Origin of the sequence: Acinetobacter sp. UBA6526 (genome assembly GCF_002434875.1) — a bacterium.
GTDB lineage: Bacteria > Pseudomonadota > Gammaproteobacteria > Pseudomonadales > Moraxellaceae > Acinetobacter > Acinetobacter venetianus.
Genome location: NZ_DJLC01000149.1, coordinates 1 through 26,588, shown reverse-complemented (window position 1 = coordinate 26,588; position 26,588 = coordinate 1). Strand labels below are relative to the sequence as shown.

General features: G+C 39.1%; 21 protein-coding genes and 1 pseudogene. 15 read left to right on the top strand and 7 right to left on the bottom strand.

Features of this window, described 5'->3' with window-relative positions; translation table 11 throughout:
- Positions 1–1,474, bottom strand: a 1,474-nt coding sequence (locus B4237_RS10125) for a M61 family metallopeptidase (RefSeq protein ID WP_286942965.1), incomplete at its 3' end; no start/stop codon positions are given.
- A 170-nt stretch (positions 1,475–1,644) separates the two neighbouring features.
- Here B4237_RS10125 and B4237_RS10120 point away from each other — a divergent pair.
- The 9 genes from B4237_RS10120 (at position 1,645) to B4237_RS10080 (ending at position 12,237) form a co-directional block, all read left to right on the top strand.
- The gene (locus B4237_RS10120) at positions 1,645–2,964 is read left to right on the top strand and encodes a D-alanyl-D-alanine carboxypeptidase PBP6B (protein ID WP_278595513.1); all 1,320 of its coding nucleotides are present in this window, start codon (positions 1,645–1,647) and stop codon (positions 2,962–2,964) included.
- A gap of 93 nt (positions 2,965–3,057) precedes the next feature.
- The gene (locus tag B4237_RS10115; protein ID WP_278595514.1) at positions 3,058–4,344 is read left to right on the top strand and encodes an NAD(P)/FAD-dependent oxidoreductase; all 1,287 of its coding nucleotides are present in this window, start codon (positions 3,058–3,060) and stop codon (positions 4,342–4,344) included.
- 113 nt (positions 4,345–4,457) lie between these two features.
- Positions 4,458–4,940: an FKBP-type peptidyl-prolyl cis-trans isomerase gene (locus B4237_RS10110; protein WP_004878390.1), complete on the top strand. Its 483-nt coding sequence runs from the start codon at positions 4,458–4,460 to the stop codon at positions 4,938–4,940.
- 115 nt (positions 4,941–5,055) lie between these two features.
- Positions 5,056–6,498: a deoxyribodipyrimidine photo-lyase gene (gene phrB, locus B4237_RS10105; RefSeq protein ID WP_278595515.1), complete on the top strand. Its 1,443-nt coding sequence runs from the start codon at positions 5,056–5,058 to the stop codon at positions 6,496–6,498.
- Between the two features lie 151 nt (positions 6,499–6,649).
- Positions 6,650–7,396, top strand: coding sequence for a hypothetical protein (locus tag B4237_RS10100; RefSeq protein WP_278595516.1), 747 nt, complete (start codon positions 6,650–6,652; stop codon positions 7,394–7,396).
- The gene (locus tag B4237_RS10095; protein WP_278595517.1) at positions 7,397–8,299 is read left to right on the top strand and encodes a hypothetical protein; all 903 of its coding nucleotides are present in this window, start codon (positions 7,397–7,399) and stop codon (positions 8,297–8,299) included.
- On the top strand, positions 8,286–9,536 hold the full coding sequence (locus tag B4237_RS10090) for a glycosyltransferase family 2 protein (RefSeq protein WP_286942961.1): 1,251 nt from the start codon (positions 8,286–8,288) through the stop codon (positions 9,534–9,536). The genes B4237_RS10095 and B4237_RS10090 overlap by 14 nt, the downstream gene beginning before the upstream one ends.
- On the top strand, positions 9,537–11,384 hold the full coding sequence (locus B4237_RS10085) for a hypothetical protein (RefSeq protein WP_278595519.1): 1,848 nt from the start codon (positions 9,537–9,539) through the stop codon (positions 11,382–11,384). It abuts the gene before it with no gap.
- A gap of 55 nt (positions 11,385–11,439) precedes the next feature.
- Positions 11,440–12,237, top strand: a complete 798-nt coding sequence (locus B4237_RS10080; protein WP_374974065.1) for a hypothetical protein — start codon at positions 11,440–11,442, stop codon at positions 12,235–12,237.
- A 16-nt stretch (positions 12,238–12,253) separates the two neighbouring features.
- On the opposite strand, the gene wecB is transcribed toward B4237_RS10080, so the two are convergent.
- Both wecB and B4237_RS10070 read right to left on the bottom strand, forming a co-directional pair.
- Entirely contained in the window at positions 12,254–13,381 is a 1,128-nt protein-coding gene (gene wecB / locus B4237_RS10075; protein ID WP_278595521.1) for a non-hydrolyzing UDP-N-acetylglucosamine 2-epimerase, read from the bottom strand.
- Positions 13,382–13,384: 3 nt separating this feature from the next.
- On the bottom strand, positions 13,385–14,599 hold the full coding sequence (locus B4237_RS10070; protein WP_278595522.1) for a tetratricopeptide repeat protein: 1,215 nt from the start codon (positions 14,597–14,599) through the stop codon (positions 13,385–13,387).
- Positions 14,600–14,828: 229 nt separating this feature from the next.
- On the opposite strand from B4237_RS10070, the gene B4237_RS10065 reads away from it, so the two are divergent.
- From B4237_RS10065 to B4237_RS10045, 5 genes are all read left to right on the top strand, one after another.
- A complete protein-coding gene (locus B4237_RS10065) occupies positions 14,829–15,530 on the top strand; it encodes a VIT1/CCC1 transporter family protein (RefSeq protein WP_061396613.1) in 702 nt (233 codons plus the stop codon).
- Positions 15,531–15,713: 183 nt separating this feature from the next.
- On the top strand, positions 15,714–16,166 hold the full coding sequence (locus tag B4237_RS10060; protein ID WP_171054792.1) for a DUF2946 domain-containing protein: 453 nt from the start codon (positions 15,714–15,716) through the stop codon (positions 16,164–16,166).
- A 155-nt stretch (positions 16,167–16,321) separates the two neighbouring features.
- Complete coding sequence (locus B4237_RS10055; protein WP_278595523.1) at positions 16,322–17,755, top strand: cytochrome ubiquinol oxidase subunit I; 1,434 nt, start codon at positions 16,322–16,324, stop codon at positions 17,753–17,755.
- 2 nt (positions 17,756–17,757) lie between these two features.
- Positions 17,758–18,759, top strand: a complete 1,002-nt coding sequence (gene cydB, locus B4237_RS10050) for a cytochrome d ubiquinol oxidase subunit II (protein ID WP_278595524.1) — start codon at positions 17,758–17,760, stop codon at positions 18,757–18,759.
- A gap of 289 nt (positions 18,760–19,048) precedes the next feature.
- Positions 19,049–20,092, top strand: coding sequence for an NAD(P)H-dependent flavin oxidoreductase (locus B4237_RS10045; protein WP_278595525.1), 1,044 nt, complete (start codon positions 19,049–19,051; stop codon positions 20,090–20,092).
- Between the two features lie 85 nt (positions 20,093–20,177).
- Here B4237_RS10045 and ppk1 read toward each other — a convergent pair whose 3' ends face one another.
- Both ppk1 and mtgA read right to left on the bottom strand, forming a co-directional pair.
- A complete protein-coding gene (gene ppk1, locus B4237_RS10040) occupies positions 20,178–22,256 on the bottom strand; it encodes a polyphosphate kinase 1 (protein WP_004878374.1) in 2,079 nt (692 codons plus the stop codon).
- Positions 22,257–22,366: 110 nt separating this feature from the next.
- Complete coding sequence (gene mtgA, locus B4237_RS10035) at positions 22,367–23,041, bottom strand: monofunctional biosynthetic peptidoglycan transglycosylase (RefSeq protein WP_019383930.1); 675 nt, start codon at positions 23,039–23,041, stop codon at positions 22,367–22,369.
- Between the two features lie 106 nt (positions 23,042–23,147).
- On the opposite strand from mtgA, the gene B4237_RS10030 reads away from it, so the two are divergent.
- The gene (locus tag B4237_RS10030; RefSeq protein ID WP_061518318.1) at positions 23,148–23,954 is read left to right on the top strand and encodes a rhomboid family intramembrane serine protease; all 807 of its coding nucleotides are present in this window, start codon (positions 23,148–23,150) and stop codon (positions 23,952–23,954) included.
- On the opposite strand, the gene B4237_RS10025 is transcribed toward B4237_RS10030, so the two are convergent.
- Together B4237_RS10025 and B4237_RS10020 are read right to left on the bottom strand one after the other, a co-directional pair.
- Positions 23,951–26,434 (bottom strand): ABC transporter permease, encoded by a 2,484-nt coding sequence (locus B4237_RS10025; RefSeq protein ID WP_278595526.1) that lies wholly within the window; start codon positions 26,432–26,434, stop codon positions 23,951–23,953. The genes B4237_RS10030 and B4237_RS10025 overlap by 4 nt on opposite strands.
- Positions 26,431–26,588 (bottom strand): annotated as a pseudogene (locus B4237_RS10020) (ABC transporter ATP-binding protein); the annotation flags it as partial. The gene B4237_RS10025 and the pseudogene B4237_RS10020, both read right to left, overlap by 4 nt.

Here is a 26,588-nt window from a genome sequence, read left to right as displayed (position 1 = left end):
CGGCCCTCTCGCGACGCACTTGTTGAATCACAACACCTTCCGCCTTATCTGCCACTTTTAAACCAAATGGCAAAGCCTTGTCATTTTTAATGCTGTAACTTAAACCAAACTCAGGAAACAACTGATCGAGTGGTAATTCATCTGTAGTATTGATGAGGTGATTGATTTGTTCAATCCAATTATCCCCCGTCAACTCATTGCATAGCTCAACAATGGTACGATCATTTACTTGCATCCCATTTTGAGTATTTTCATATAAACGACGCATGAGAGAGTCAAGATTCGAACCACGCAAACGCAATCCTAAATCTAAACACAGTGCGACTAAGCTACCTTTGTTGTAATAACTCGTTCCCGCATTATTTGAGTTCTCATCTTGGCGATAGAATTTAATCCACGCATCAAAACTCGACTCAGAAACTGACTGAATAAAGCGACCAGGATTTTGCAAATAACGATCAATTTGTGCTTTGAGTAAATCTAAATATGACTTCTGAGAAATCACACCGCTACGCAATAAAATTAAATCATCATAGTAAGAGGTGAAACCTTCAAAAATCCAAAGTAAGCTGGTGTAGCCTTCTTTGTGCAAATCATAATTGGCAAAATTTTCAGGACGAATAAATTTAACTAACCATGAATGGAAATACTCATGACTACATAAGCCTAAGAAACGTTGATAATCCTTGGATGGTTCTTCAGCTTCGCCTGCTTTTGGAAGGTCATCGCGTGGCGTAATTAAACTCGTACTATTACAGTGTTCTAATCCACCATAACTATTACCAGTCGCCATAGTCATAAAGGTATAGTCTTTAAATGGCGCAGAACCAAACAGGTTAATTTCCGTTTCACAGATTTTCTTGATGTCTGCTTTTAAACGATCTAAATCGGTACTGTGTTTACCAGAAATCACAAACTCATGTGGAATACCATTGGCTTCGAAACTAAAACGACTTTGATCAGCAAGTTCAAATGGACTATCAATCAACTGATCATAATTTTCAGCTTTCAATGTGAAACGACCTTTGACGAGGCTCTTTGAAGTTAGACCTGTTGCAATCTGAAAATGCTTTAGCTCATCAGGTAGGAAGACCTCAACTTCACAAGGCGCTTGTTCTTGATCTTGTAAACCTAAGCAAACACATGCTGGGTTGATATATAAGCGAGTTTGATCAACATAAGCACCACGAACAGATAGATCATATGCATAGACATCATATTCAACTGTAATCAGCTCATGATCCGTATTGAATAAACGCCAGCGATTCTTTTCTGTCTTTTTAATGCTCAGTATGCGCCCTGCTTCATCAGAAGCCTTCACTGATTCGATATGCTTTGAAAACTCTCGAACCAAATAACTACCCGGTATCCACGTTGGCAACCAAAGTTCTTGGTTAGGATTTGCTAGAAAACGAAGGGTGACATGAACAAGATGTTGGCGATAATCGTCGAACTCAATTTGGTAGTGCAACATAGCTTTAGATCGTAAAAATAAGAACAATTTCTCACAGCTTAGCATTTTTTTACAAAGTCATGCGTAGATGTCGTAATTGTCAGCAAAAGTCGCTAGCTTCCATAGCCAAAAAGTCATAGGATGCTTCTTTCGCATTTCTTGCTCCTGGATCGGCAACACAAGGTGTTTACGTGAAATTCATCCTCTCTCTCTTTACGTTGTTTAGCTTGCTATGTGTCAACTTCGCGCATGCAAATTTACTTAATATCGCACCAGAATCAGTTGAAGCACAGGCTTGGTCTATCATCGATGCTCAGTCGGGACAGATTATTTCTGAGCACAATAGTCATGTACAACGTGCCCCTGCTTCACTGACAAAAATGATGGTTGCTTATATCGCGTTAAAAGAGATTGAAGCTGGAAAATTACGTAAAGAAGACGTTATTACGGCAACGCCTGTGGTGAATACCATCATGTGGGATGAGTCTCAGATGTATTTAAAAGCGGGCGAACAAATTTCTGTTGATCAGCTTTTAGCAGGTCTGATCGTGATGTCTGCTAATGATGCAGCAGTTACACTTGCGGAAAAGATTTCGGGTAGTGTTCCACAGTTTGTTGCCCGAATGAACCAAGAAGCTCAAGCACTTGGTATGAAAGATACTCACTTTAGTAATCCAGCTGGGATTACGATGACGGATCACTACTCTACTGCAGCTGATCTGAGCATGCTTGCAAAAGCAATCGTGAAACAAACACCAGAATATTTATACTATTCAAAAATGCCAAGCTTTAGCTATAACCAACATTTCCATCATGCAACTAACCTTGCATTAAAAATGGATCCAACAGCAGATGGTTTAAAGACAGGTTATACCAAAGCAGCGGGTTATAATTTGGCACTCACTGCTGAACGCCCAACCCTTAATCCTCATGTTGAAAAACGCCGCCTGATTGTTGTGGTTCTAGGTACGCCAAGTGCGGAAAAGCGTGCGGAAGTGGCGCATAAGCTTATGAACCTAGCTTATACCTATACGCGTGACGAAGAAGTTATTCCACAACAAAGATTGATTGCTGAGTTGCCCGTAATTAAATCAACGTTAAAAATGTTTAAGGTTGAAACTCAACAACCGACGATTGTAACTACCTCTTTATACGCTCCAACGGCACCCATCGACTTAAATAGCTTTGACTTAACGACACAACGTATTCATTTAGTGGATGCTAACCAGCAAGTAACATCGGTTGAGCCATTACAAACAACAAATACGCATATCAATATTGAGTTGAATGAACAGCATTTAACTGCACCATTGATGCAAGTGATGAACTTGGCAACTGTGTCAATTTATCAAAATAATCAGTTAATTCGCAGCTTTCAGATTGAGAATGATGTGCATATTGAAGAGGCTAATATTTTCCAGAAAATTATGATTTGGTTCTCTAATTTATTCTCATTTTTTTCAACCAATGATTCTAAGGTTGCCAAACTTTACCCTCTAAATCAAGGATAAAAAGTCTACTATTTTTATCAAGATTGACCATACAATCGTGAAAAAAGGATGGCATAATCCAACCATCCTTTCACAAAAATAATTAGGTTAATCATGAGCAAAACCTTACATCATATCGTGATTGTGGGCGGTGGCGCAGGTGGTTTAGAGCTTGCAACACAACTAGGTGAACGTTTTGGTAGACGAAAGAAAGCTAAAATTACCCTAGTCGATCAAAACCTCACACACATATGGAAACCTCTCCTACACGAAATAGCCGCTGGCTCTCTCAATCCTCACGAAGAACAAACCAATTATTTTGCCCACGCTGAAAAGCATCATTTCGAATTTGTACTCGGCACACTCATTAAGGTCAATAAAGACCAAAAGCAAATTGTGATTTCTCCCCCACAGCTTTCCAAAGAACACACGCCTCAAATTCAAAACCTCACATACGATACCTTAGTGCTTGCTGTCGGCTCGGTATCTAATGATTTTGGAACAGAAGGTGTTCGTGAACATTGTCATTTCCTAGATAGCCGTCAACAAGCTGATATTTTCCAACAAGATTTATTCCATCTTTATATCGAGGCGCAAAATCAAGCAGATGTACGCGCTTTGAATATTGGAATTGTCGGTGCGGGTGCAACAGGCGTTGAACTTGCTGCTGAGTTAATTGAAACCACCAAGAACTTCTACCGTTATGGCTTGAAGAAAATTGACCCTAAACAAGTCAAAATTACGCTGATCGAAGCATCTGACCGTATTTTGCCAGCATTAAATGAAAAGACTGCTGCGCATAGTGCAAAACAGCTTAAAAAAATGGGCATTGAAATTTTGACTCAACATAAAGTCCAAAAAGTGGATGAATCAAATGTCTATTTTAGTCATGGTGAAGTCATCCATTCAGATATCACAGTCTGGGCAGCAGGAGTAAAAGCACCTAAGGTTTTAGAAAGTTTCGAGGATTTCAAACGAGATAAGATTAATCGTTTGATGGTTTACGCGACGCTACAAACCTACTCCGATCAAAATGTCTTTGCTTTTGGTGACTGCGCGAATTGCCAGTTAGATGCACGTCAACCACCACTGGGTCCTCGTGCTCAAGTAGCCAGTCAGCAAGCAACGTTTCTAGTCGATGCAATGGCGGCTCGTATAGCAGGCACACCACAACCTATGTTTAGCTTTAATGATAAAGGTTCATTGGTTTCATTGAGCCGTAATCAAGCTGTAGGAGAATTGCTCGGCGATGTCAGCGTTCAAGGCTTTATTGCAAAAACCATGTACGTCTCCCTCTACCGACTGCATCAAGCGAATATTCATGGTTATACCCAAGCAGGTATGTTAACCATGAAAGATTTTCTGACGCGTCGTGTACGCCCAAAAATTAAACTGTATTGAGTTGAAATCTCAAATTTCGTTCCCATTTATAGTTGAATAGTGTCAAAAAGTGGAAAAGAACCTATTTTTCACTTTATGATGTACACCTAAATTGATTGAATGGATCAAATAACATGACTGCTATTGCAAATAACCACGTGGTTTCATTCCACTACACTTTAACAAACGCTGAGGGTGAAACACTTGATCAATCTCAAGGTGAACCACTTGCATATTTGCACGGCGCGGGCAACATCATTCCTGGTTTAGAAAATGCACTTACAGGTAAAACTGTTGGTGAGAAATTCACTGTAAACGTTCCAGCTGCTGAAGGTTACGGCGAATACAATCCTGACCTAGTTCAAGAAGTTCCAGCTCAAATGTTCCAAGGTGTAGACAACATCCAACCTGGTATGCAATTCCAAGCTCAAACTGATGACGGCGTTCAAATCGTTACGGTTAAAGCGATCGAAGGCGAAAACGTTATCGTTGATGCAAACTTCCCGCTTGCTGGCCAAGACCTTACTTTCGAAGTTGAAATCGTAGAAATCCGTGATGCTTCTCAAGAAGAATTAGATCACGGTCACGTACACGGTGTAGGTGGTCACCACCACTAATTCATTTTTTGAATTAGATTTTAAAAAAGCAAAGCTTCGGCTTTGCTTTTTCTTCACATAGACTTAGATAAAATAATAATTAATCTTTTAAATTGAATTTTAATACAGTCATTCTATGTCAAATGCTTATCAGTTAATTTGGTTTCGCCAAGATTTAAGAATCCATGATCATGCTGCGCTATGGCATGCAACTCAAGCTGGTCCTTGCATTGCAATCTGTATTTTGTCACCTGCACAATGGCAACGACATGATGATGCAGCGATTAAAATAGATTTTTATTTACGCCAATTACAAACATTGGAACAACAACTAAACGCACTCAATATTCCGCTGATTATAAAAAACATTGATCTTTGGAAAGACATTCCTGATTACTTCAACGCACTTCTGCAAGAGATTCAGATTGAAAACATCTTTGCCAATATCGAACTCGGAGTCAACGAGTTAAAACGAGATAAGGACGTACAGACCCTATTCAATTCGCAAAATAAAGAATTTCATCTTTTTCATGATCGTACTCTATTCCCTATTGCTTCGATCCGTAATCAATCAGATACCCCTTATCAAGTTTTTGGCGCATTTAAGAAAACCTGCTATCAACGTCTAGAACATGGTTTACCGCAATGCTACCCATCACCCTCTTCTCAGAAAAAAATACAAATTGATATTGCTCAATCCTCAACATCGGATATCGAAACATTACGTTCAGTTTACTTGCCCCAAATCAAGGATCGCCATTTAACAGAATGGCCTGTTGGAGAATCTTATGCTTTATCGTTGTTAGATCAATTTATCAAAGATCATGTCACAGATTATAAAACGGCAAGAGACTTTCCAGCTCAATCTGGAACGAGCCAATTATCCGCTTACTTAAATATCGGTATTATTTCGATTCGACAATGCATTCAAGCGTTGTTGAGACAACAACATGGTGATTTTTTAATTGAGTCTGAAGGTCAACAGACATGGTTAGATGAGTTGTTGTGGCGTGAATTTTATCAACATATCTTATTTGACTTCCCGCAAGTTTCTAAGCATCAGCCATTTAAAGCATCTACTCAAAAAATCACATGGAATGATGATCCGAGTGGACTGGAACGATGGCAACAAGGGCGAACAGGGATTCCAATTGTTGATGCGGGTATGCGTCAACTCTTAGCGACTGGCTGGATGCACAATCGTGTTCGCATGATCTGTGCCATGTTCCTCAGCAAAAATCTACTCATTGACTGGCGCAAAGGTGAACAATGGTTTATGCAACAGTTGATTGATGGAGACTTGGCAGCCAATAATGGTGGCTGGCAATGGTGTGCCTCAACAGGAACAGATGCTGCTCCTTATTTTCGTATTTTTAATCCAATCAGCCAATCACAAAAATTTGATGAAAATGGTGATTATATTCGACATTGGGTACCTGAACTTGCCCACTTAGATGCTAAAACCATCCATGAGCCTTATGCAAAAAATGCAATAAAACACTTAGATTATCCACGCCCTATGGTTGATCTAAAGACATCAAGAGCAAAAGCGATTGAAGTATTTAAGACTTACTTATAAGTTGCCTCGCATATCATAAATTTAATAGATAAAAAATTTATGTTACTGTTTTATACAATTATTTTAAAAAATAAATAACATAAAACAATCGAATGCATACGGCTAAAATGCTAAATTAATCACAGAATAATTTAATAAAATTAAAACTATTATGCAAAAAAATCCTGCTCCAGCCCTCGTCTTATGGATTATCTCCTCTCAAGTTTTTATGGGAATAATCGCATATGAGTGGCTGCCTGCAACTTATCGCGGTAGTTGGATTTTCCTATTGCTCTTATTAATCGCGGGTGCTTTTTTAAATGTCGGTTTCGCACTGATTTTAGGCTTAGTTGCATTCGTAAGTATGGCTGTTTATTTTGCCTTAGATTTAGCCAATCAAACCTATATTGAAAGACAGCTACTCTTACTTTTTGTGATTCCAATGGCACCAATTTTTATGAGTGCAGTACGTCATAATATTCAAAACGCTCTTAAAACTTATCGTGATATTCAAAGTTATGATCGCAACTATCAACATGATATTTTACCGTTAACAGCTTTAAATCATTTTCAGGTTGAATTACGCAAGTTATTGAAACTCACTCAAAAAGATCATTATAAAGTTTTTAGCATACATATCACTAACACTGTTCTTATCCGAGAAATGTTAGGTGAAGATATTTGGAAAGAAACTCAGAATAAGATCATGGAGATTTTATCAAGTGATCAAGACAGTGTCATTTATCATTTCATTAGTGAAGAGCTTAGTGAAATTAGAAGCATTGTCATTCATGAAAATAAATCAGATGATGACCTCTCCCCCCCTCTATTTGTACAACGCTTACAAGAACTAAGCGTGCTTAAGCTTCAAATTGAACAACACAATGAATGCGTTGCTCCTATTAGTGGAGATGCATAAATGTCAGTGATCGTAAACATTTGCGGAATATTAGTGGCAACCGCTAATTTCCCAGATCAAACCTTACAGGATTTTTATCAAGAATATTATCACTGTAAAATTGAGCGACGTTATGATGACTCATTAACGCAAATCCAATCTACTCAGGCAATTCCGCACTTTTTTTCAAAGCCTCCGACATGGTGGCCAATATTTACTTCCGATCAATTACAATCTGAAAGTTTTCAAAAGTTAGTTGAACACGGTATTAAGCCTGGTGTTATTTTACCCAATGAATATTTTAGTTTAATTGATTATATAAGAATTAAAAAAGCAGTGAGTGAAGGTGCTATTCCTGTTGCTTACTATCAAATGAAGCAATCAAGATACTTTGCATCTAAAGCGACTTTTTCTACTGCAATTGGTTTACGACCATTGGTTGCGTTTGTACAAACAGGCTGGGATGAAAACATCATTTCACAACCTGCGGGGAGTTATATCATCCAATCACAAGACGATGATTTAAATATTCCAGCTCGTGCCATCCAACGTAAACAACAATATTTTTATAATGCGACCACAGATGCGACATTAAGTTCAGGTTATCAAGTGATTATCAATCCTCCTGAGAATATGTCTCTAAATAATATTGAATATCCACAGCTTGGAATTTCTTGGAAAATACACAAGACCAAGTTTCAAAGTACACCTGAGGGAGTAAAAACCAGCCCATCGGGTTACTTTTTAATAGTGATGAGTACCGTGGTAATTCCACTCGATTATATCTTTTCTGCCCGTTATCCAAGCTTATTAAGTACATTTGGTAGCTCGATTTCATGGATTTCTTTATTACTCGGATGCACTTTATTGCTGATCCTGATTATGTCAATCATTCGTAGGAGAAGAATAAATGCCCGCAATTGATGTTCTTTTCTTATTTGGTTTTTTAGGTATTTGGATTCCCCAAGCCTTTTGGGCATGGCTCAGTTATCAAGCTTGGAAATACTCAAAAAATGCCGCACGCGAACTCGAAAATATGCCTGTACCCGAGCAATGGCCATTTTTAAGTGTCTTGATTCCCGCCTATAACGAAGGCGTTGTTATCGAAGATACTTTACATGCAATTGCACAACAAGATTATCCAGCTCATGCCTATGAAGTCTTACTGATCAATGATGGTTCCAAAGACAACACCTTGGAAATTGCGGAGCGCATGGCGGCAATTTATCCCTGTATTAAAATCGTCAATGTACCTAAAGGCATGGGAGGTAAAGGCAAATCTCGTACCTTAAATAATGGTTTACCTCATGCCAAAGGTGAATTAATTGTTGTTTATGACGCTGACAGCACCCCTGAACCTGATTGCGTTCGTTTACTTGCTCAGACCTTACTTGCCGATAAAAAGCTGGTTGCAGTAAACGGTAAAATTCGAACACGGAACTGGCGAGATAGTATTTTGACTCGCTTTATTGCGATTGAATTTATTTTCTTTCAGTGGATTTTCCAAGGTGGACGCTGGCAACGTTTTGAGCTCTCAACATTGATGGGAACCAACTATGTGATCTGGCGTGATGCTTTAGAAACCTTAGGTGGTTTCGATGAAAAATCGCTGGTAGATGATACAGAAATGAGCTTTAGGATTTTCTTGGGTCAGCGAAGAATCAAATGGGTGCCTTATGCCGTAGGTTGGCAACAAGACCCTCCTTCACTCAGCGTATTTATTAAACAACGTTCTCGTTGGACTCAAGGTAACTTTTACGTGACCAGTAAATATTTACCCGTTGCATTAAGAAAACCTTTTCCTATTGGGATCGAGATCTTTAATAACATCATGTGCTATGTACTGTTTGTGCCAGCACTAATATGGAGTCATATCACCTTAAGCTTAGGCTTACTCGGTATTGCAGGGATCACACTTGCGGGTCCATTCACCTTACTTTGGGGCTTATCATTTTGCTTATATGTTGCCCAAATGTGGTTCACGCTTTCATTAGAAAGAGCAAAACCACAACTGTATTTCTTCTCAGTTTTATCCTACGTAACCTATTCTCAAATTTTCTTATTCATCGTTTTCAAAGCAGCATACGATATGTTGAAAAATAAAATACAGGGAAACTCATTACAGTGGTACAAAACTGAACGTAGCAAAGAGAGAAAATAAATGAAAAAAAATCCATTACATCATCAAGTATTGAAAGTTCTTTTAACCAGTGCAGCGCTCTCTTTGCCGGTTTTATCTAATGCAGAGACATGGAATACTTGGACTTTTGACAATATTGATACCTCAAATAAATACACCATTGAGCCTCACTATTTCTATATCGGAAAAGGTTCAGAATGGCAAAGTATTCGTTTTAGCAGTGAATATGCAACTGAACACTACACATCTCTACTGGTGAAATATGATGACAAACTCATCTATAACACTATGCTCAACGGCACGGGTGAACTGAGTTTTAATATTCCTGCGAGTAAAAGTGGTTTCCATCGCCTTGATTTTATTCTGCAACAATATTCGCCATCAACATCACCCGCAGCGAATCGCACGACATTCTGTAGTGAGGATGTGGATCAAGTTACCTACCTAACCAACTCAAAAATAGATTATTTACGTCATCGCCCAGTTTATAAACTAAAAGACCTACCTGATGCCCTTTTCAATCCACAAATTGTGCGTCCAACACCTTTTATTGGTGTTTTAAAATATAACCCAGCCAATTTAACTGAAGCTTCGATGCTTGGTCGCTTAGTGAGTGCATGGACGCCAGTCACTCAAATCAAATGGTTTGAACAAAGTTCACCTCCTGAACAACCTGCTAATTTCTTTATTGAACTGAAAAAGTCAGCGACACCTTTACCAAATGGCACATTCGCTCAAATTATTCTTAAGGATGATATTCCTACTTTAGAAATTCAATATGACCAACCTGAGAAACTAAAATCGGCAATAAATGGCTTACTCAATACTAATTATTTAGATCAGTTAGATACTTCGGCAACATATCTTCCAAATAAAATTGCTGCACCTAACTGGGCACAGTTGAAAGAAATTAAAACGCTTGCCGATCTGGGGATTAGTGATTTTAGATTAAACCAAGCTGAGAAAAATCTATTTTTAAACTTCCCTGCTGTTTGGCAACCGACCGATATCTTGCAAGGTCAAATTGCACTTCGCGTACAAAGTGGTTTACTCGAAGGCTCAAATATCACCACATGGATTGATGGTGGATTAGCAGGCAGTTTAAAAACTGCTGACTTGGCTTCTGATCCAGTCAATCGCCAATTCAACTACTTTGCTAAAAATATTTCTAATGACACAACGTTTAGCATGAAGTTGGAAAACTCAGTGATTGTAAACTCACAATGTTTACCGACGGCAAAAGGTTCATTATGGATTGATACCCAAAAATCAACCGTAAAACTACCACATAAAATGAAAAACGGTGTTGGATCGCTCTCAGTAAGCTTTGCAACTCACCCAACCATCGCAATAGGTAGCCATCCTGGTAGTTTAGAAATGGCGATCGCAATTAGTCAGACAGCTAAGAAAATGTTGATGACCAATGATCCTGTACCATTAAACCTAGTGAAGTTTGACAATGCCAAACTAGAAGTCTTAAACGTTCAAGTCAATCCTAATATTTATCGACAACAAGTTTTAATGCACCCTGACGTGATATATGCACCAGCAACTGCACGTGGTTTTTTGGTGAGTTCACATGATCAACGTTTTGACGTTATTACAGACTCGTTAGAGGGAGCACAGAACTTCACACGACTTTGGGATAAAATTCAGCATGACATTCCAAATAATGCCAGCAAGATTTTAGTTGCCGAAAATGGCCAAGTTTTTATTTTGCAAAAAATTATCGTTGGTAATCAAAAAGCGCCTTTAGTACAACAATCTTCATTTTTCATCTTGATTGTTACTATCTCTACGATCATTATACTGGTGATTCTATTCTGGTATTGGCGAAAACGACGCAATGATAATAACAAGGCCGACTAAAAAAAAATCAATTATAATTGGCCTTATTCTCTCAGCGCTAATTGCCTCAGGTTGTATGCACAGTAGCCCTGACATACAACCTCCTCAAATTGAAGGTATGTTTTGGCAACCAGACCTAGCTACAACTGCCCCCAAGGGAAATTGGGACTTATTAGGGGTAAATACTTTTGTTCCACAGTGGTCGATTGTTGAATCAAAATCTTGGTTTGATCTCGATATGGATATTCCCAAATGGGAAAAAAATATCAGCCTAAAAAAACTGAATCAAAAACCGTGGGCAGAAAATATTATTTTAGGTCTTGCTGGTGAATATGACGAAAAAACAGCACGAGCAAATGTTGTAAATCTGGCAACACACTCAAAAAAAATTATTGAGCAAACTCAATCATACCCGCTTAAAGGATATTACTTCCCCGTAGAAGCAGATCCAACATGGATTTGTGTAGACGATCTAGCTAAAGCGATTAATATTCTAGCCAAGCCAGTCTGGATCAGTATTTATAGCGCTGAGCAAACACCACATCACTTAGATTCTTGGTTAAGAAGTTGGTTACCTGAGCATACTGGTGTGTTCTTTCAGGATGGCGTCGGTGTAGGAACTCGTACTCCTGAACAAGCAAGAAAGACTTTGGAACAGCTTCAACTTGAGTTTGGTAAAGAACATATCATTATTGTATTAGAAGCATTTAGGCCAAAGAAAAATGGACAATTTCGTTCAGCATATCCTTGGGAAATCGCTGAACAATTAAAAGCTTATGAAGGTCAAAAAGTTTATATTTTTGACGGCCCACATTACATGAACCGCTGGACTGTTTATGCTGTTACGCTATGGTATAAATTGCGTTATGGTTGATTAATCAGCACCTGATTTATCCCAAAGCAATTTGATCCAAAATTCTTAATGATGCCTTACCATCACCAAAAGGATTTGGTGCATTTGCCATCAGATTATAGTGCTCACGATCAGAAAGTAGCTTTTCTGCTTCATTCACAATCTTCTCTTGATCAGTTCCTACCAAAATACCAGCACCAACCTGAACAACCTCAGGACGCTCCGTTGTTTCTCTTAGAATAAGAACTGGTTTATGGAATGATGGGCTCTCCTCTTGCAGACCACCAGAATCCGTCAATATGAATTCAGCACGATCAATTACTGCCAACAAACTTGGATAATCAAGTGGTTTAACCAGATGAACCTGAGCATGATCACTAAATTTTGCATGCACGATATCATGCACTGCTGGATTCAAATGAACAGGCCATACAAAATGTACATCTTTAAATTGTCGTGCTAGATATTCAACAGCAGCACAAATATTTTGAATACCTTCACCAAAATTCTCACGACGATGTGCTGTAATTAATACAACTCGAGCCTCTTTTGGGAAGTTTAAACCATGCTGTTCAAGATGATTACTTTCGCTCCCTTGTTTATGGATAATCTCTCGACCTAAATACACTGCATCCACAACAGTATTTCCTGTAACAGTGATACTTTCTTCAGCAATATGTTCTTGCAGCAAATTGAGCTTAGATTGTTCTGTCGGAGCAAAATGCCATTTCGTAACACGGGACACAAGTTGACGATTGCCTTCCTCAGGAAATGGATGATCTAAATCAAATGATCGCAGACCAGCTTCAACATGAGCGACTGGAATTTTCATAGAAAATGCGACAAGACCAGCAGCTAAAACTGTCGTTGTGTCGCCTTGAATGATGACCGCATCACGCTGTTTACCATCATTAAAAATATTTTCGAGCTGACCAAGACCTTGAATGAGGAGCTGATTTAGACTTTGACCAGCATTCATCATTTTTAAACGATGATCAATTTTGATTTGGAAAAAATCAATCGCATCGCGTACTAACTCATCATGTTGCCCAGTAAAAATAACTTCGACTTGAAACCGTTGATCTTGTTGGGCCTGAAGAATCACTGGTGCTAACTTAATTAATTCAGGTCGTGTTCCAAATACGATTGAAATGAGTTTCTTCATTATTTAAAAATCCTTATAAAAAACAAGTTCGGTACGGGTATTGTTATAGCTGTCAGTACCATCCGCCAAAGCATCTTTAAAATAGTTCCCATATAGACGTTCAACACGAATTTTCACAGGTATGTAGTTAAATGGTTGCCATGCCACACCAGCACCATATTCAAATAAGTTATTGTAGTTTTCACCTTTTGAATCGGCTAAAGCATGTAATTTGCCATAGGCCTGTACCGTACCAGCTTCACCTCGATATACATTAAAACCTGAACGTAATCTCAAATCAGCAATCACGCTATAGTCCTCTCTGGAATAACTCGCTATGTTTCCATATAAGTCAGTAAAATAGTCATTCCAAACTGTACGTTGTTCAATGGTTGGATTGGCATACCATTCTTGATAACCCGTTACACCACCGACCACACTTTCACGGAATTTATCGCGATTACGATCAATCAGATCATAACTGCCACCGATTTCTAAATAAGCTCGAAGTGGTATTGATGTCCAAGGTTGGTAATTGGCACCAACACCGACAGTTACAGCATTCTCATCGATAATTTCTGGTCGAACACCACCTTTAGACTTTGTATCTCGGTTAAGGTTTATAAAACCATAAACTTGTGTACGTCCATTATCTAAGTTTTTCCCATAGCGCATTTTTAATGGAAAAATAAAATCATCATAACGTGACTCATATGATGGAGCGAAATAGATATCTTTAAATGTTGGTTTTACAGCACCACCGCTTAAATTACGTACCGCCTCTTGTGCTTTACTCGCAATTTCTGGGTTATTTGAAGTTGTTAAATCCTTAAAAATCGGCAGTGCATCTTTGTCTTTTTGGAGCTGATTCAATAGATAGGCTTGTTGCAATTTAAGTTGATCATCCTGCGGATCAAGTTTTGAGGCTTGTTGTACGCTCTGAAGTGCTAGCTTCTGCTTATTTAGTCGAATTTGTAGATAAGTTAAACTTTTCCAAACCTTTACATCTTGAGGTGTAATTTCGCTCAATTCTAGCAAAACTTTTTCAGCCTGCTCTGGCTGATTTGGCTCAAGCTTATAAAACTGATCCCAACGATCATAAATCGGGTTGCCAGGCTTATACTCAGCATCTCCCTCTTTTACAAAACCAGCCTCGGCACTGAATGAGGATTGAAAAGGAAACATTAAACTGAAAGCTAATAATGAATATGTTATGGGCTTTTTCTTAGAATAGTTCATTTTATATCTCAACTAAAAGCACTCAGCGCAACTACTATGAATAGTAGATTAAACAAAGAGTTAAAACGGTGAATTATTCACATATTATAACTAAACAGCTGTTCTGATATCGTTAAAATAAGTTATTTTATAAGTAAGTTAAGTTGATGAATCATTGATAAAACCAAAAAATAAAACTTGAAGACATCACTTTGTAGATAACAAACAATATTTTCATACGAGTAAAATTATGTCGCATTCTCACCACTCTGAAATCCATGTTATGCAGCGTTCTGGCTGGCTTCGTGCAGCCGTACTTGGTGCAAATGATGGAATTATCTCTGTAACCAGTTTAATTATGGGGATGGCAGCCAGTGGCGCTAGCTCTCATACACTTTTAATTACTTGTATTGCTGGCTTGATTTCTGGTGCTACATCTATGGCTGCTGGAGAATATATTTCTGTTAAATCACAAGAAGATATTGAGCAATCTGATCTACGTTCAGAAGCCCATGAACTTGAAAAAAACCCTCATGCCGAGCTAAAAGAATTAACTCAAATTTACATTTCGCGTGGTTTGAGTCCAGAACTCGCCCATGAAGTTGCCGTACAATTAACTGCTCATGACGCGCTTGGTGCGCATGCTCGTGATGAAATCGGTATCCATGAAAATACCGCAGCAAACCCTGTGCAAGCAGCGCTTTCATCAGCAGCATCATTTTCATGTGGCGCAGCGTTGCCAATGTTAGCGATTCTACTCAGTTCACACGAATGGGTAGCTCAGTCAGTGTTAATTACAGGTATTATTTCTCTTGCATTTTTAGGTGCTTTATCGAGTTATTTTGCAAAGACCTCAATGCTCAAAGGCAGCTTACGTATTACCTTGTGGGGAATTTTAGCAATGGCATTTTCAGCTTGGGTCGGTTCTTTATTCAACGTTCAGCCCCTATAAGAAACTATAGCAAAATCATTATGTAATAAATCACATTTAAAAATAATAATATATGTAATTTATAAGTAAGATTTTTCTAAAATTTAGGTGTATGATGACTACTAATCGAAAGTTGAGTTAGCTAGTAAGAATTACTTGAAATCTCAACTTGCTGGTTTGAAGTAACCAATGTAGAGAAGTGTCTTGATACATCGACTTGGGATATTGTTTGCTTTTGCAACAATAGCATTACAGATAGCTGTCTTCTTACAGCCTCTATTGCCAGAGAAATATCAAATTTCTCCAGCTTGTGAGACTGTAACGCATCTGTCTTCCCAAATGAAACATGAACACACTGCTCACTCAGCACATACATCACATCAAAATCATTTAGAACATAATCACGCAACAAGCGATCATGTACATTTTGATTCGACACATCATTCGCATCAACACGACTTTAACCATCAATGTCCATTCTGTTTCTTTTATGGGCATTTAGTTGCGCCTCCAACACTTGGAGTTAAAGAAGTTTTTGTTCGCTTACAAGTCCGCTTTTTACACTTATATCAAGTTTTTATCGCGTTCTTTTTCTCATTACAGCGTTTATTTCTCATCCCCCAAGGTCGAGCCCCTCCTTTTGCTTTCTCAATGTAATCATTTATTTAACTAAATTATTGAGAAAGTGAGTTTTATATGCTTTATCGAATTTCTTTTGCTGATCAACAGCAAGAGCGAGACAAACACATCGCTAAAAAAGTGTCTGTTGAACCAGTTTTACAACGATTCAGTTATCCGTTGGAGGACTCATTATGGACTTAGGTTTAACAGCGTTAGAGTTAGCACGTATCCAATTTGCCTTTACAGTCTCGTTTCATATTATTTTTCCTGCAACGTCAATCGGTCTCGCTTGTTTTCTAGCAGTTCTAGAATGGAAATGGCTACGTAGTCATAATCCAATCTATCAAGACCTCTATAAATATTGGCTCAAAATCTTTGCCGTGACATTTGGTATGGGTGTGGTTTCTGGGGTCGTTATGAGCTATCAGTTTGGGACAAACTGGAGTGAGTTTTCTCGAATTGCAGGAAGTATTACTGGGCCACTGCTGACCTATGAAGTATTGTCCGCCTTTTTCCTTGAAGCAGGATTTTTAGGAATCATGCTATTTGGTTGGGGACGAGTCAGTGAAAAAGCCCATTTCTTTGCAACGTTCATGGTAGCAATTGGCACCTGTATTTCCATGTTTTGGATTTTGTCTTCAAACAGTTGGATGCAAACGCCACAAGGCTTCAGCATCGAAAATGGCATCATCGTACCCCAAGATTGGTTTGCGATTGTCTTCAACCCATCATTTCCGTATCGCTTTGCACATATGGCAGTTGCAGCCTTTTTAGTCTCTGCATTAGTTATCGCAGCAACAGCGGCTTGGCATTTAATTCGCGGTCGTCGAGATGAGTTAGTAAAGAAATCCTTCTCTATGGCGATGTGGATGATCTTATTCGCAGCACCTGCGCAAGTCTTAATTGGCGATCATCACGGTTTGAATACCTTAAAGCATCAACCAGCTAAGTTAGCGGCGATGGAAGGTCACTGGGAAACAAATGTCAATGAACCAATGCCTCTCTATTTGTTTGGTATTCCAGATATGCAAGAAGAAACCACTAAATATGCTGTGGGCATTCCTTATTTAGGTAGCTTGATTCTAACCCATAGTCTCGATGGTGAAGTTAAAGGGTTGAAAGAGTTTGCCCCTGAAGATCGTCCAAATTCAACTTTAGTTTTCTGGAGCTTCCGTATCATGGTTGGTCTAGGAACACTGATGGTTTTACTGGCAGTGGTTGGCTTATGGTTGCGCAAAAAAGAACGAATTTATGAGAACAAATGGTTTCACAAGTTCGCCTTAATCATGGGACCAACGGGTTATATCGCGTTACTTGCTGGATGGTTTACCACTGAAATTGGCCGCCAACCTTGGGTCGTGTATGGTGTCCTGCGTACAGAGGATGCTTTGTCCAATGTTTCTGCAAATCAAGTCGGTATTACGCTGATTATCTTTGTATTGGTTTATACCGTTGTCTTTGGAACAGGTATCTATTACATCCTTAAACTCATGTACAAAGGCCCCCAATTCATTCATACCCCTGTTGAAGAACAAGGTGGTATTGGACACTTTAGAACGCCAATGCGCCCACTCAGTGCGGTTGAGGATAGCCTCGAAACCAAAGATCAGACGAAAGGAGAATAAGGATGGATATTTCTCTCATTTGGGCCATGATCATCGCGCTAGGCGTATTGATCTACGTCATTTTGGATGGCTTCGATCTTGGTATCGGCATCCTGTTCCCATTTATTAAGGGACAACAAGAGCGTGATGTCATGATGAATACCGTTGCACCTGTTTGGGATGGCAATGAAACATGGATGGTACTAGGAGGTGCTGGATTATTTGCAGCCTTTCCAATTGTCTATGCAACTGTTTTATCTGCTCTTTATATGCCGATTACCTTGATGGTAATTGCGCTTATTTTTAGGGGCGTTGCGTTCGAGTTTCGTTTTAAAGCGAGTCGTTCAAAAGCATTATGGGATATGGCTTTTATTTGCGGTTCAACCTTAGCAAGTTTTCTACAAGGTGTGATTTTAGGTGCTTACATTCAGGGTTTAGAGACTGAAAATGGGATCTTTGTCGGTGGTAGTCTGGATTGGCTAACGCCCTTTTCTCTCTTTACAGGTTTAGGTGTTGTGATCATGTATGCCGCATTGGGTTGCGGATGGTTAATTTTGAAAACTGATGATGGTTTGCAAGATCGAATGTACCAATTGATGCCTAAATTAATCTTTGCACTGTTCGTTATTTTCGCAGCCGTCAGTTTATATACTCCTTACAGCCAACCTGCTATTGCTGAAAAATGGTTTGCAATTCCACAACTGATCTATTTCAGTCCTGTTCCTATTTTAGTGGTTATTTTTACATTCTTGACATGGCAAGCTTGTCTAAAAAGAAGTGAATACAAACCTTTCATTTATACCTTGATGCTGATGTTCTTGGCTTACTCTGGCTTTGTCATCACCCTATGGCCAAACATTATTCCTCCATCTGTTACCATTTGGGAAGCTGCCGCACCGCGAGACAGTCAGGTCTTTGCATTAATTGGTGCATTGATCATGATCCCAATTATTTTGGTGTACACCTTTTGGGGATATTGGATTTTTAGAGATAAAGTCCGTGTTGGCGATCAAGGCTACCACTGAGGTGAACGACAATGAAATCATCACAAATCAAATGGTTTATCGGCTTATGGATCGTGGGTTTTGTAGGTTTAGCAATTATTGCTGGCCTATTTAAAGCCTTACTGGTTTTAGCCTATCAATAATCGATAATATTGTCAGATGTTTGGTTAATTCATTAGCCAAACATCTTTTATTTTCAGATAGATAAACCATCTATGTATCTCCATTCTAAAAAGAAATAACCAGTATTATTTGCTATTTTTTTGATATTTAAGCTATGTTGAATCAAAACCAATTAGGTATATATGACATGAAAATTTTAGAATTATTAGAAATTAAACATCCTATTTTTCTTGCACCAATGGCTGGTGTTTCTACACCTGAACTTGCTGCTGAAGTTTCTAATCAGGGAGCTTTAGGTTCATTGGGTTTAGGCGCGAATACACCTTCGGCAGCTAAGGAACTGATTTTAAAAACTCAAGCACTGACTGAAAAACCATTCCAAGTCAACTTTTTCTGTCATCAATCTGAATCACTCAATCGAGACATCGCACAGCAATGGATTGAATATATTGCGCCACATTTTGAAAAATTTGGCACAACTCCACCGTCACAACTGAACTGTATTTATCCAAGCTTTTTGGATAGTGATGATTTCTTAAATATTGTTTTAGAAACTCAACCTAAAGCAGCGAGTTTCCATTTTGGGATTCCCCATCCTCATCAAATTAAAGCATTAAAAGATGCAGGTATTATCACAATGGTATCTGCAACTAACTTGGTCGAAGCGCAGCAAATTGAAGCTGCGGGTATTGATCTGATTATTGCTCAAGGGATTGAAGCAGGTGGACATCGAGGAATATTTAATCAACATTTTGATGCTGCAATCAAAACCTTAGATCTGGTGCAGCTAATTTCTAAACATTGCACAACACCTGTAATTGCTGCTGGTGGCATCATGAATGGCGAACAGGCAAAGCAGATGTTGAAAGCTGGTGCTTCAGCCGTTCAATTAGGCACAGCCTTTGTTCAATGTAAAAGCTCAAGTGCGAATACTGAATATCGTAAAGCATTATTTAATCAAAATATTACCCAAATTAGTGCTAGCTTATCAGGTCGCCCTGCACGAGGTCTGATCGGGACTTGGCATACTGAAATTGATCGTCCTAACCGACCAAATGTACCTGCCTATCCATATACGTATGATTTAGCCAAACAGTTGATGGCGATTGCCAATCAGCAACATGATTTTAGTTATGGTGCATTTTGGGCAGGTAGTAATGTTGCTCAAATTCGGGAACTCGAAGCTGCTGATCTGGTAAATCAATTGGTTTTAGAAATCAAAAGTAACTAAGCAGACAATAAAAAACCGATCTCAAATCGATCGGTTTTTTTAAAGACATCTTGTAGAAGAATCTCAGTAAGATGTCTAATTTGAATTACTTAATCGCATCCAACAAAGTCTGTTGCGCATTATGTGGCTCTTCACCTTCAACAAGTTTAGCGCGCTCCCAAACACCATCACCTTGCAACAACCACGCTTGTTGATTGTCTTTTAGATAGTTCAATAAACCTAGTTGATAGATACGTTTTTTCAAAACTGGATCTTCAATCGGGAAGCATGCTTCTACACGGTTGAATAAGTTGCGATCCATCCAATCTGCACTTGAACCATAAATACGTGGATTACCATTATTACTAAAATAAAACACGCGTGTATGTTCTAGGAAGCGTCCAACAATTGAGCGAACACGAATATTTTCTGACAAGTTTGGTAAACCCGGACGTAAACAACAAATCGAACGAATGATCAAATCAATTTGTACACCCGCTTGTGAAGCTTCATACAATTTATTGATGAGCTGAACTTCGGTGAGTGCATTCACTTTCACAATAATCTGTGCAGGTTTACCAGCTTTTACATTGGCAATTTCATCATCAATAAAGTTAATCAGTTGAGCATGTAAAGTGAATGGTGCATGAAGCAGCTTTTTCGGCTTCGCCATTTTCCCCATACCAGTCAATTCTTGGAAAATACGGTGCACATCTTCACAGACATCTTTATCTGTCGTCATCAAACCATAATCGGTATAAATACGCGCATTACCCGCATGATAGTTACCTGTTCCCAAATGAACATAGCGTACTAATTTATTATTTTCACGGCGTACCACTAAAATCATTTTGGCGTGAGTCTTATAGCCTACAATGCCATATACAACGACTGCACCTGCTTCTTGCAATACGTTAGCAACCTCGATATTTGACTCTTCATCAAAACGAGCACGCAACTCAATAACTGCGGTCACTTCCTTACCATTACGTGCAGCTTCGGCAAGTACTTGTACAATTTCAGAATCCACACCACTACGATAAAGTGTTTGCTTGATTGCAAGCACTTGTGGATCACGCGCTGCTTCACGTAACAATTGAATGACTGGTGCAAATGATTCAAATGGATGATGCAATAGAATATCTTGCTTTTGCATTGCAGCAAAAATGCTTTCCGATTTTTTGAATGCTTTTGGAATCACAGGTGTATGTGAGTCATAACGTAAATGCGGACGTTTAAAATTTGAAAGTAAACGCGCTAAATTTACCGGCCCATCAACACGATAAAGCTGCTCTTCGTTTAAGTCGAACTCGTCCAATAAATATTCATAAATATGTTTTGGACAATTATGCGTTACTTCTAAACGTACCGCTCGACCAAAACGACGTGAACTCAATTCACCTTTTAGTGCTTTAGCAAGATCTTCAACATCTTCATTCAATGCTAAATCAGCATTACGCGTCACACGGAATTGATAACAACCTGTTGCTGTCATGCCTGGGAATAGATCAGAAACATGCTCGTGAATAATCGCAGAAAGCATGACATGGTGTTCTTTACCATCGGTCAGCTCATCTGGTAAACGAACAACACGAGGCAGTGAACGCGGTGCAGGAACAACGGCTAAATCAATTTGACGACCAAAGGCATCTTTGCCTTCTAAGGTGACAATGAAGTTCAAGCTTTTATTGACTAAGCGAGGAAATGGATGCGCTGGATCAAGGCTGATTGGTGTCAATACTGGCGCAACTTGCTCTTGGAAATACTTCTTAATCCAAGCAGATTGCGCAGGTGTTAACTCGCCACGACGTAAGAAGCAAATATCTTCTTCACGTAACTTCGGTAAGATTTCTTCATTTAAAATACGATATTGGCGTTCGATTGCCGCATGTGCAGTTCTAGAAATTTCATCCAAAACTTGTTTAGGTGTCAAACCATCAGGAGTGCGACTTTCATTGCCTAAAGTCAGTTGCTCCATCATGCCAGCAACACGAATCTCGAAAAACTCGTCTAAATTACGCGAAAAGATGAGTAAGAAATTCATCCGCTCTAACAAGGGATGGAGTGGATCAACCGCCTGTTCTAGTACACGTAAATGGAAATCGAGAATCGAAAGTTCACGATTTATATAACGATCGTTGTAACTATATTCTATGGGCGCTGTTGTCGTCACTGCAGTATTCATACCGAACCTTATCGCTTTAATTTATCAAGTGATCGTTTAAGTATGCTGCAAAATTATGTCATTTTGGTAAAAAAGCCCAAAAATATTAGGCTTTTTTTAAATAAAATGAACTATTGAGGAATTTGTGTACCATTCATATATTTTAAAATGACACGTTTGCGATATTGCAACTTACGATCATTTCTATGGTCTTGGTAATATTTAGGATTCGGTAATAAAGCAGCTAAAAATGCAGCTTGTTCACGCGTTAAACTTTTTGCACTTTTTCCATAATAAAACTGAGTTGCCGCCTCAACGCCATAAATATTTTGTCCAAACTCCACAGAGTTCATATATACCTCTAGGATTCGACGCTTTGACCACATACGCTCCATCATCCAAGTGGCTACGGCTTCCTGACCTTTACGGATGAATGATCGTTGATTGTAGAGAAATAAGTTCTTAGCAAGTTGTTGTGAGATCGTAGAGCCGCCTGCGACCACTTCACCTTTTTCACTATTCCGTTCTAAAGCATGTTGGATACCCGCCCAATCAAAGCCATGATGATGAATAAACTTCGCATCTTCACCAGCTAAGATCGCATGCTTGAAGTTATCACTAATGTCATCGTAATCACGCCATTCTTGCTGAATAGGCTTGAAATCCGACCAATAATCTAGCCGCATGAACATTGTTGTTTGAACAGGATGTGTTCTCCACCACACCAAGCTAGAAAAAATCCATAGCTGGATGAGCAGAATTACCCCAATAATCAACATGACTGTACGTGCTAAAAAGGCTTTCATTAAAGTGCTTCACTCCTTCGGACATCGGCGTTATGACATATGATCCATGTCTCGTCCCATCAATTCATGCTAAGCTATTTTTCATATTCATGGCTAGCTCAAACATATGACTGAAACGACTCCACCACAAATCAATCAAAAATTGCAAATACAAACATGGTGGTTTACTGCAATTTTAATTGCGGTCAATGTTGGATTATTTGGTTGGCAAATCCTTACAGGTGTGAATATTACCGACCCATCCCCTATGGATGCAATCGCTTGGGGTGCTGATTTTACACCACTCACCTTTTCGGGTGAGCCTGAACGCCTTTTTAGCAGCATGTTTTTCCATTTTGGATTGATCCATTTAATGTTAAATATGTGGGCACTCTATATATTTGGCAGTGTCGCTGAGCAGTTATTTGGTCGTTCCTATTATATCGGTATGTATTTTCTTGCGGGTTTGATGGGAAGTGTACTTTCTAGCTATCTGAGTATTCGTGACGGTTATCAACTCTTACAACATTTTGACCCAAGCTTACTCCCTCATATCAGTGCAGGTGCATCAGGAGCAGTCATGGGGCTGGGCGCAGCACTGACCGCTGTTTCATTATTTCCAGCATTACCAAGACAACGTTTTTGGTTAGATAAAAAATCTCTAGTTATGGTGATGGCGATCAACCTAATCTTTGGTTTTACAGTTTCAGGGATTAACAATGCAGCCCATATCGGCGGCATGATCATGGGGGCTTTGCTTGCAAGTCTTTGGTATTTTGGTCAAAAGACCCAACGTAAAGTTGCTATACAAATGATTGCACTGGTTCTGTGTAGCGTATTACTTGCTGGATTCTATTTTTATTGTACGCAGTTAAGTACAGGTCTCACCCCATTATGGGATGAGATTCTGCGTCAAAATCAACTGACTTTTTAAGATTGATTGATTTCTCTTAAACTTTGTAATGGTGGAATATCGCATAAATAACTCAGACGATATCGTCCAATTACAGTACATACCAGCATCATTGCTAAAGGTAAAATAAACCAAATTTCTGGATGCAATTGGACTGCCATTTGCATCTTATAACTTGCAATTGCACTGATTACTTCTGCAAATAAACACGCCACAACACCAGCAAGTAAGCCAATAAAACCAACCTCTAAGCTAAGCATCCGCTTTAATTTATTTTTAGCGACACCAAATGAACGCAATAATGCAACCTCTTTACGGCGCTCATCCATTAATACATTTAAGCAGGCAATTAAAACTAACACACCTGACATGCCAACAAGCACAGCCAATACCGTCACGATCTGAACCAATACATTCATCAAGCGTTTAACTTCATCCAATATCCGCCCAACATCAATAAATACTGTATTGGAAAATTGCTGAATGAGCTGTACCATTTTTGGCTGATCGACTGTCGGAACATAAAAACTGCCTAAATAACTTCCTGCATTTTCATCCATGGTTTGAGGAGAGAAAATAAAGAAGAAATTGGGGCTAAAACTTTCCCATTCCACTGAGCGAAGATTAATTACTTTGGCCTCTAATATCCCCTCAGGCAAGCTAAAGCGTAATTGATCACCAATTTTAATACCTAACTCAGTGGCTAGTTTTTCTTCAACAGAAACTTGCCCTACTGCACTGAAATTTGCTTCGCCTTGTGTAATGACATTGTCAGTCGGATATGCACTCGCTTGCGTCAGATTCAATTCGCGTCGAAGTGAATTATTTTGTTGAATCAACTCAGGAGAAAATGCCTGATTGTTCTTCGCAATTAATCGCCCTCGAATGTTTGGATATAGTGGTGTGGAAGACCAGTTATTCTGCTCAAGCTGTTGTTTAAATTGAGGCATATCAAATGGAGGTAAACCATATACAAATTGGTTTGGTGTTCCCTCTGGTAATTGTTGCTGCCAACGTTGCAATAAATCTGTTCTTAATACACTCAGCACTGTAATCAAGCTTAAACCAAGTGCTAATGCCGTGATTTGTAAAGCTGTTTGATGCGGTATACGTACATAAGCTGACAAAGGATGCTTTAATCGTTTAATGGCTTTTAACAGCAACCAGATCATCGCAAAAAGCACAGTACATAGCACAAGAATCGCTACTAAAACCAAAAGGCTTAACTGTAAGTTATCACTCAATACCAAACTGAAAACAATAAGGCTGGAAATCCCCACGGCGAACATCGCCACATAGGACTTACGAGAACGTTCTTGTTGACGAATGACTCGAATAGGCGGAGTGTTTAACAGCTCCCAAATACTTGGTAGGATAAAACCTATCAATACCATTACACTGGTAAAAATGGCGATAGGCAAAGCCATGAGTAAATCACTTAGCGCAAAGCTCAGCTGCAATTGAGGAATCAACTGTAGCATTAACTGCAGCAATCCGTATCCCAATCCAATCCCAATCAAACTACCAAGTGCAATCGAAATCAAACTCACTATCCCAAGCAAAATAATGTAAGCCGATAAAATCTGCTTCTTACTCGCGCCTAAACAGCGCATCAGTGCAATATGATCTTGATTTTGTTGTACATAACGCTGGCTCGTTAAAGCAATCGCAATACCACATAGCAGAATCGTCAAAAGATTAGCAAGCTGTAGAAAAGTATCTAAATTCTCTATGGGCTTCATCAATCTTGTATTGGATTGACTTGCATCTCGTAACTTAAGTGATGTTTGTTCGGCTGTTTCTGCTTGTGACTCTACTTTTTGATTATCGGATTCAGGGTCCATTTGTCGCTTAAATATCTTCTTATAAGCATCGACAGCATTTGGTTCTCCAGCCATCAATAAGCGATATTCGATACGACTACCAACTTGAATTGCATTAGTTTTAGCAATATCAGCTTGATGAATAATCACGGTTGGAGAAAAACCTGAGAACCCAAGCTCTTGATTTGAATCATGTTCAATCAGACCTGTGACTTTAAACGCACCATCAGCAATTGCAACGTTATCTCCCAATTTCACGGCGAGAAGATCCATCGCCCGGGGACTCAGCCACACCTCTCCTTGTTTTATTTGCTGAGCTTTTGGTGCAATCTCAAGCTGTCCACGAAGCGGAAAAGCGCCATCAATGGCTTTGACATTCACCATGACAAATTGATCTTGAGTATGCGCCATGGAACCAAACAGCGTGACCGAAGCCTGTTTTAAATTGAGTTTTTTTGCCTGTTCATGCCAATTTTCTTGAATCGGTTGATTATCAGATAGAACGAGATCCGCACCCAGCATTTCAGCAGCTTGAAGCGTTACTGCATTCTGAACTTGAGTATTACTGAACTTTAAAGCGGTTGTCGCACTAATAGCCAATGACAGTGCAATGATCAGTAAATATAAACCACCTGTGCGAAAGCTTTGTAACAGTAAAGGTTTCAGGATCGAGTTCATATTCTCTCCTCAGCCTTTACAATTTCTTGAATCTGACCATCCACAAGTTTGACATGACGTTGACACAGCGCTGCTAAATTTTGATCATGTGTTACCAACACTAAAGTCGTGCCCAAGTCACGATTCAAATCAAATAATAGTTGTTCAATTTCTT

Bases quoted from the DNA above. Each gene is read 5' to 3' on its own strand.
- wecB (WP_278595521.1), bottom strand. From the start codon at position 13,381: ATGAAGAAACTCATTTCAATCGTATTTGGAACACGACCTGAATTAATT.
- B4237_RS10085 (WP_278595519.1), top strand. From the start codon at position 9,537: ATGAAAAAAAATCCATTACATCATCAAGTATTGAAAGTTCTTTTAACC.
- B4237_RS10115 (WP_278595514.1), top strand. From the start codon at position 3,058: ATGAGCAAAACCTTACATCATATCGTGATTGTGGGCGGTGGCGCAGGT.
- B4237_RS10045 (WP_278595525.1), top strand. From the start codon at position 19,049: ATGAAAATTTTAGAATTATTAGAAATTAAACATCCTATTTTTCTTGCA.
- B4237_RS10110 (WP_004878390.1), top strand. From the start codon at position 4,458: ATGACTGCTATTGCAAATAACCACGTGGTTTCATTCCACTACACTTTA.
- phrB (WP_278595515.1), top strand. From the start codon at position 5,056: ATGTCAAATGCTTATCAGTTAATTTGGTTTCGCCAAGATTTAAGAATC.
- B4237_RS10030 (WP_061518318.1), top strand. From the start codon at position 23,148: ATGACTGAAACGACTCCACCACAAATCAATCAAAAATTGCAAATACAA.
- B4237_RS10025 (WP_278595526.1), bottom strand. From the start codon at position 26,434: ATGAACTCGATCCTGAAACCTTTACTGTTACAAAGCTTTCGCACAGGT.
- B4237_RS10070 (WP_278595522.1), bottom strand. From the start codon at position 14,599: ATGAACTATTCTAAGAAAAAGCCCATAACATATTCATTATTAGCTTTC.
- B4237_RS10080 (WP_374974065.1), top strand. From the start codon at position 11,440: ATGCACAGTAGCCCTGACATACAACCTCCTCAAATTGAAGGTATGTTT.
- B4237_RS10065 (WP_061396613.1), top strand. From the start codon at position 14,829: ATGTCGCATTCTCACCACTCTGAAATCCATGTTATGCAGCGTTCTGGC.
- cydB (WP_278595524.1), top strand. From the start codon at position 17,758: ATGGATATTTCTCTCATTTGGGCCATGATCATCGCGCTAGGCGTATTG.
- ppk1 (WP_004878374.1), bottom strand. From the start codon at position 22,256: ATGAATACTGCAGTGACGACAACAGCGCCCATAGAATATAGTTACAAC.
- B4237_RS10055 (WP_278595523.1), top strand. From the start codon at position 16,322: ATGGACTTAGGTTTAACAGCGTTAGAGTTAGCACGTATCCAATTTGCC.
- B4237_RS10100 (WP_278595516.1), top strand. From the start codon at position 6,650: ATGCAAAAAAATCCTGCTCCAGCCCTCGTCTTATGGATTATCTCCTCT.
- mtgA (WP_019383930.1), bottom strand. From the start codon at position 23,041: ATGAAAGCCTTTTTAGCACGTACAGTCATGTTGATTATTGGGGTAATT.
- B4237_RS10095 (WP_278595517.1), top strand. From the start codon at position 7,397: ATGTCAGTGATCGTAAACATTTGCGGAATATTAGTGGCAACCGCTAAT.
- B4237_RS10090 (WP_286942961.1), top strand. From the start codon at position 8,286: ATGCCCGCAATTGATGTTCTTTTCTTATTTGGTTTTTTAGGTATTTGG.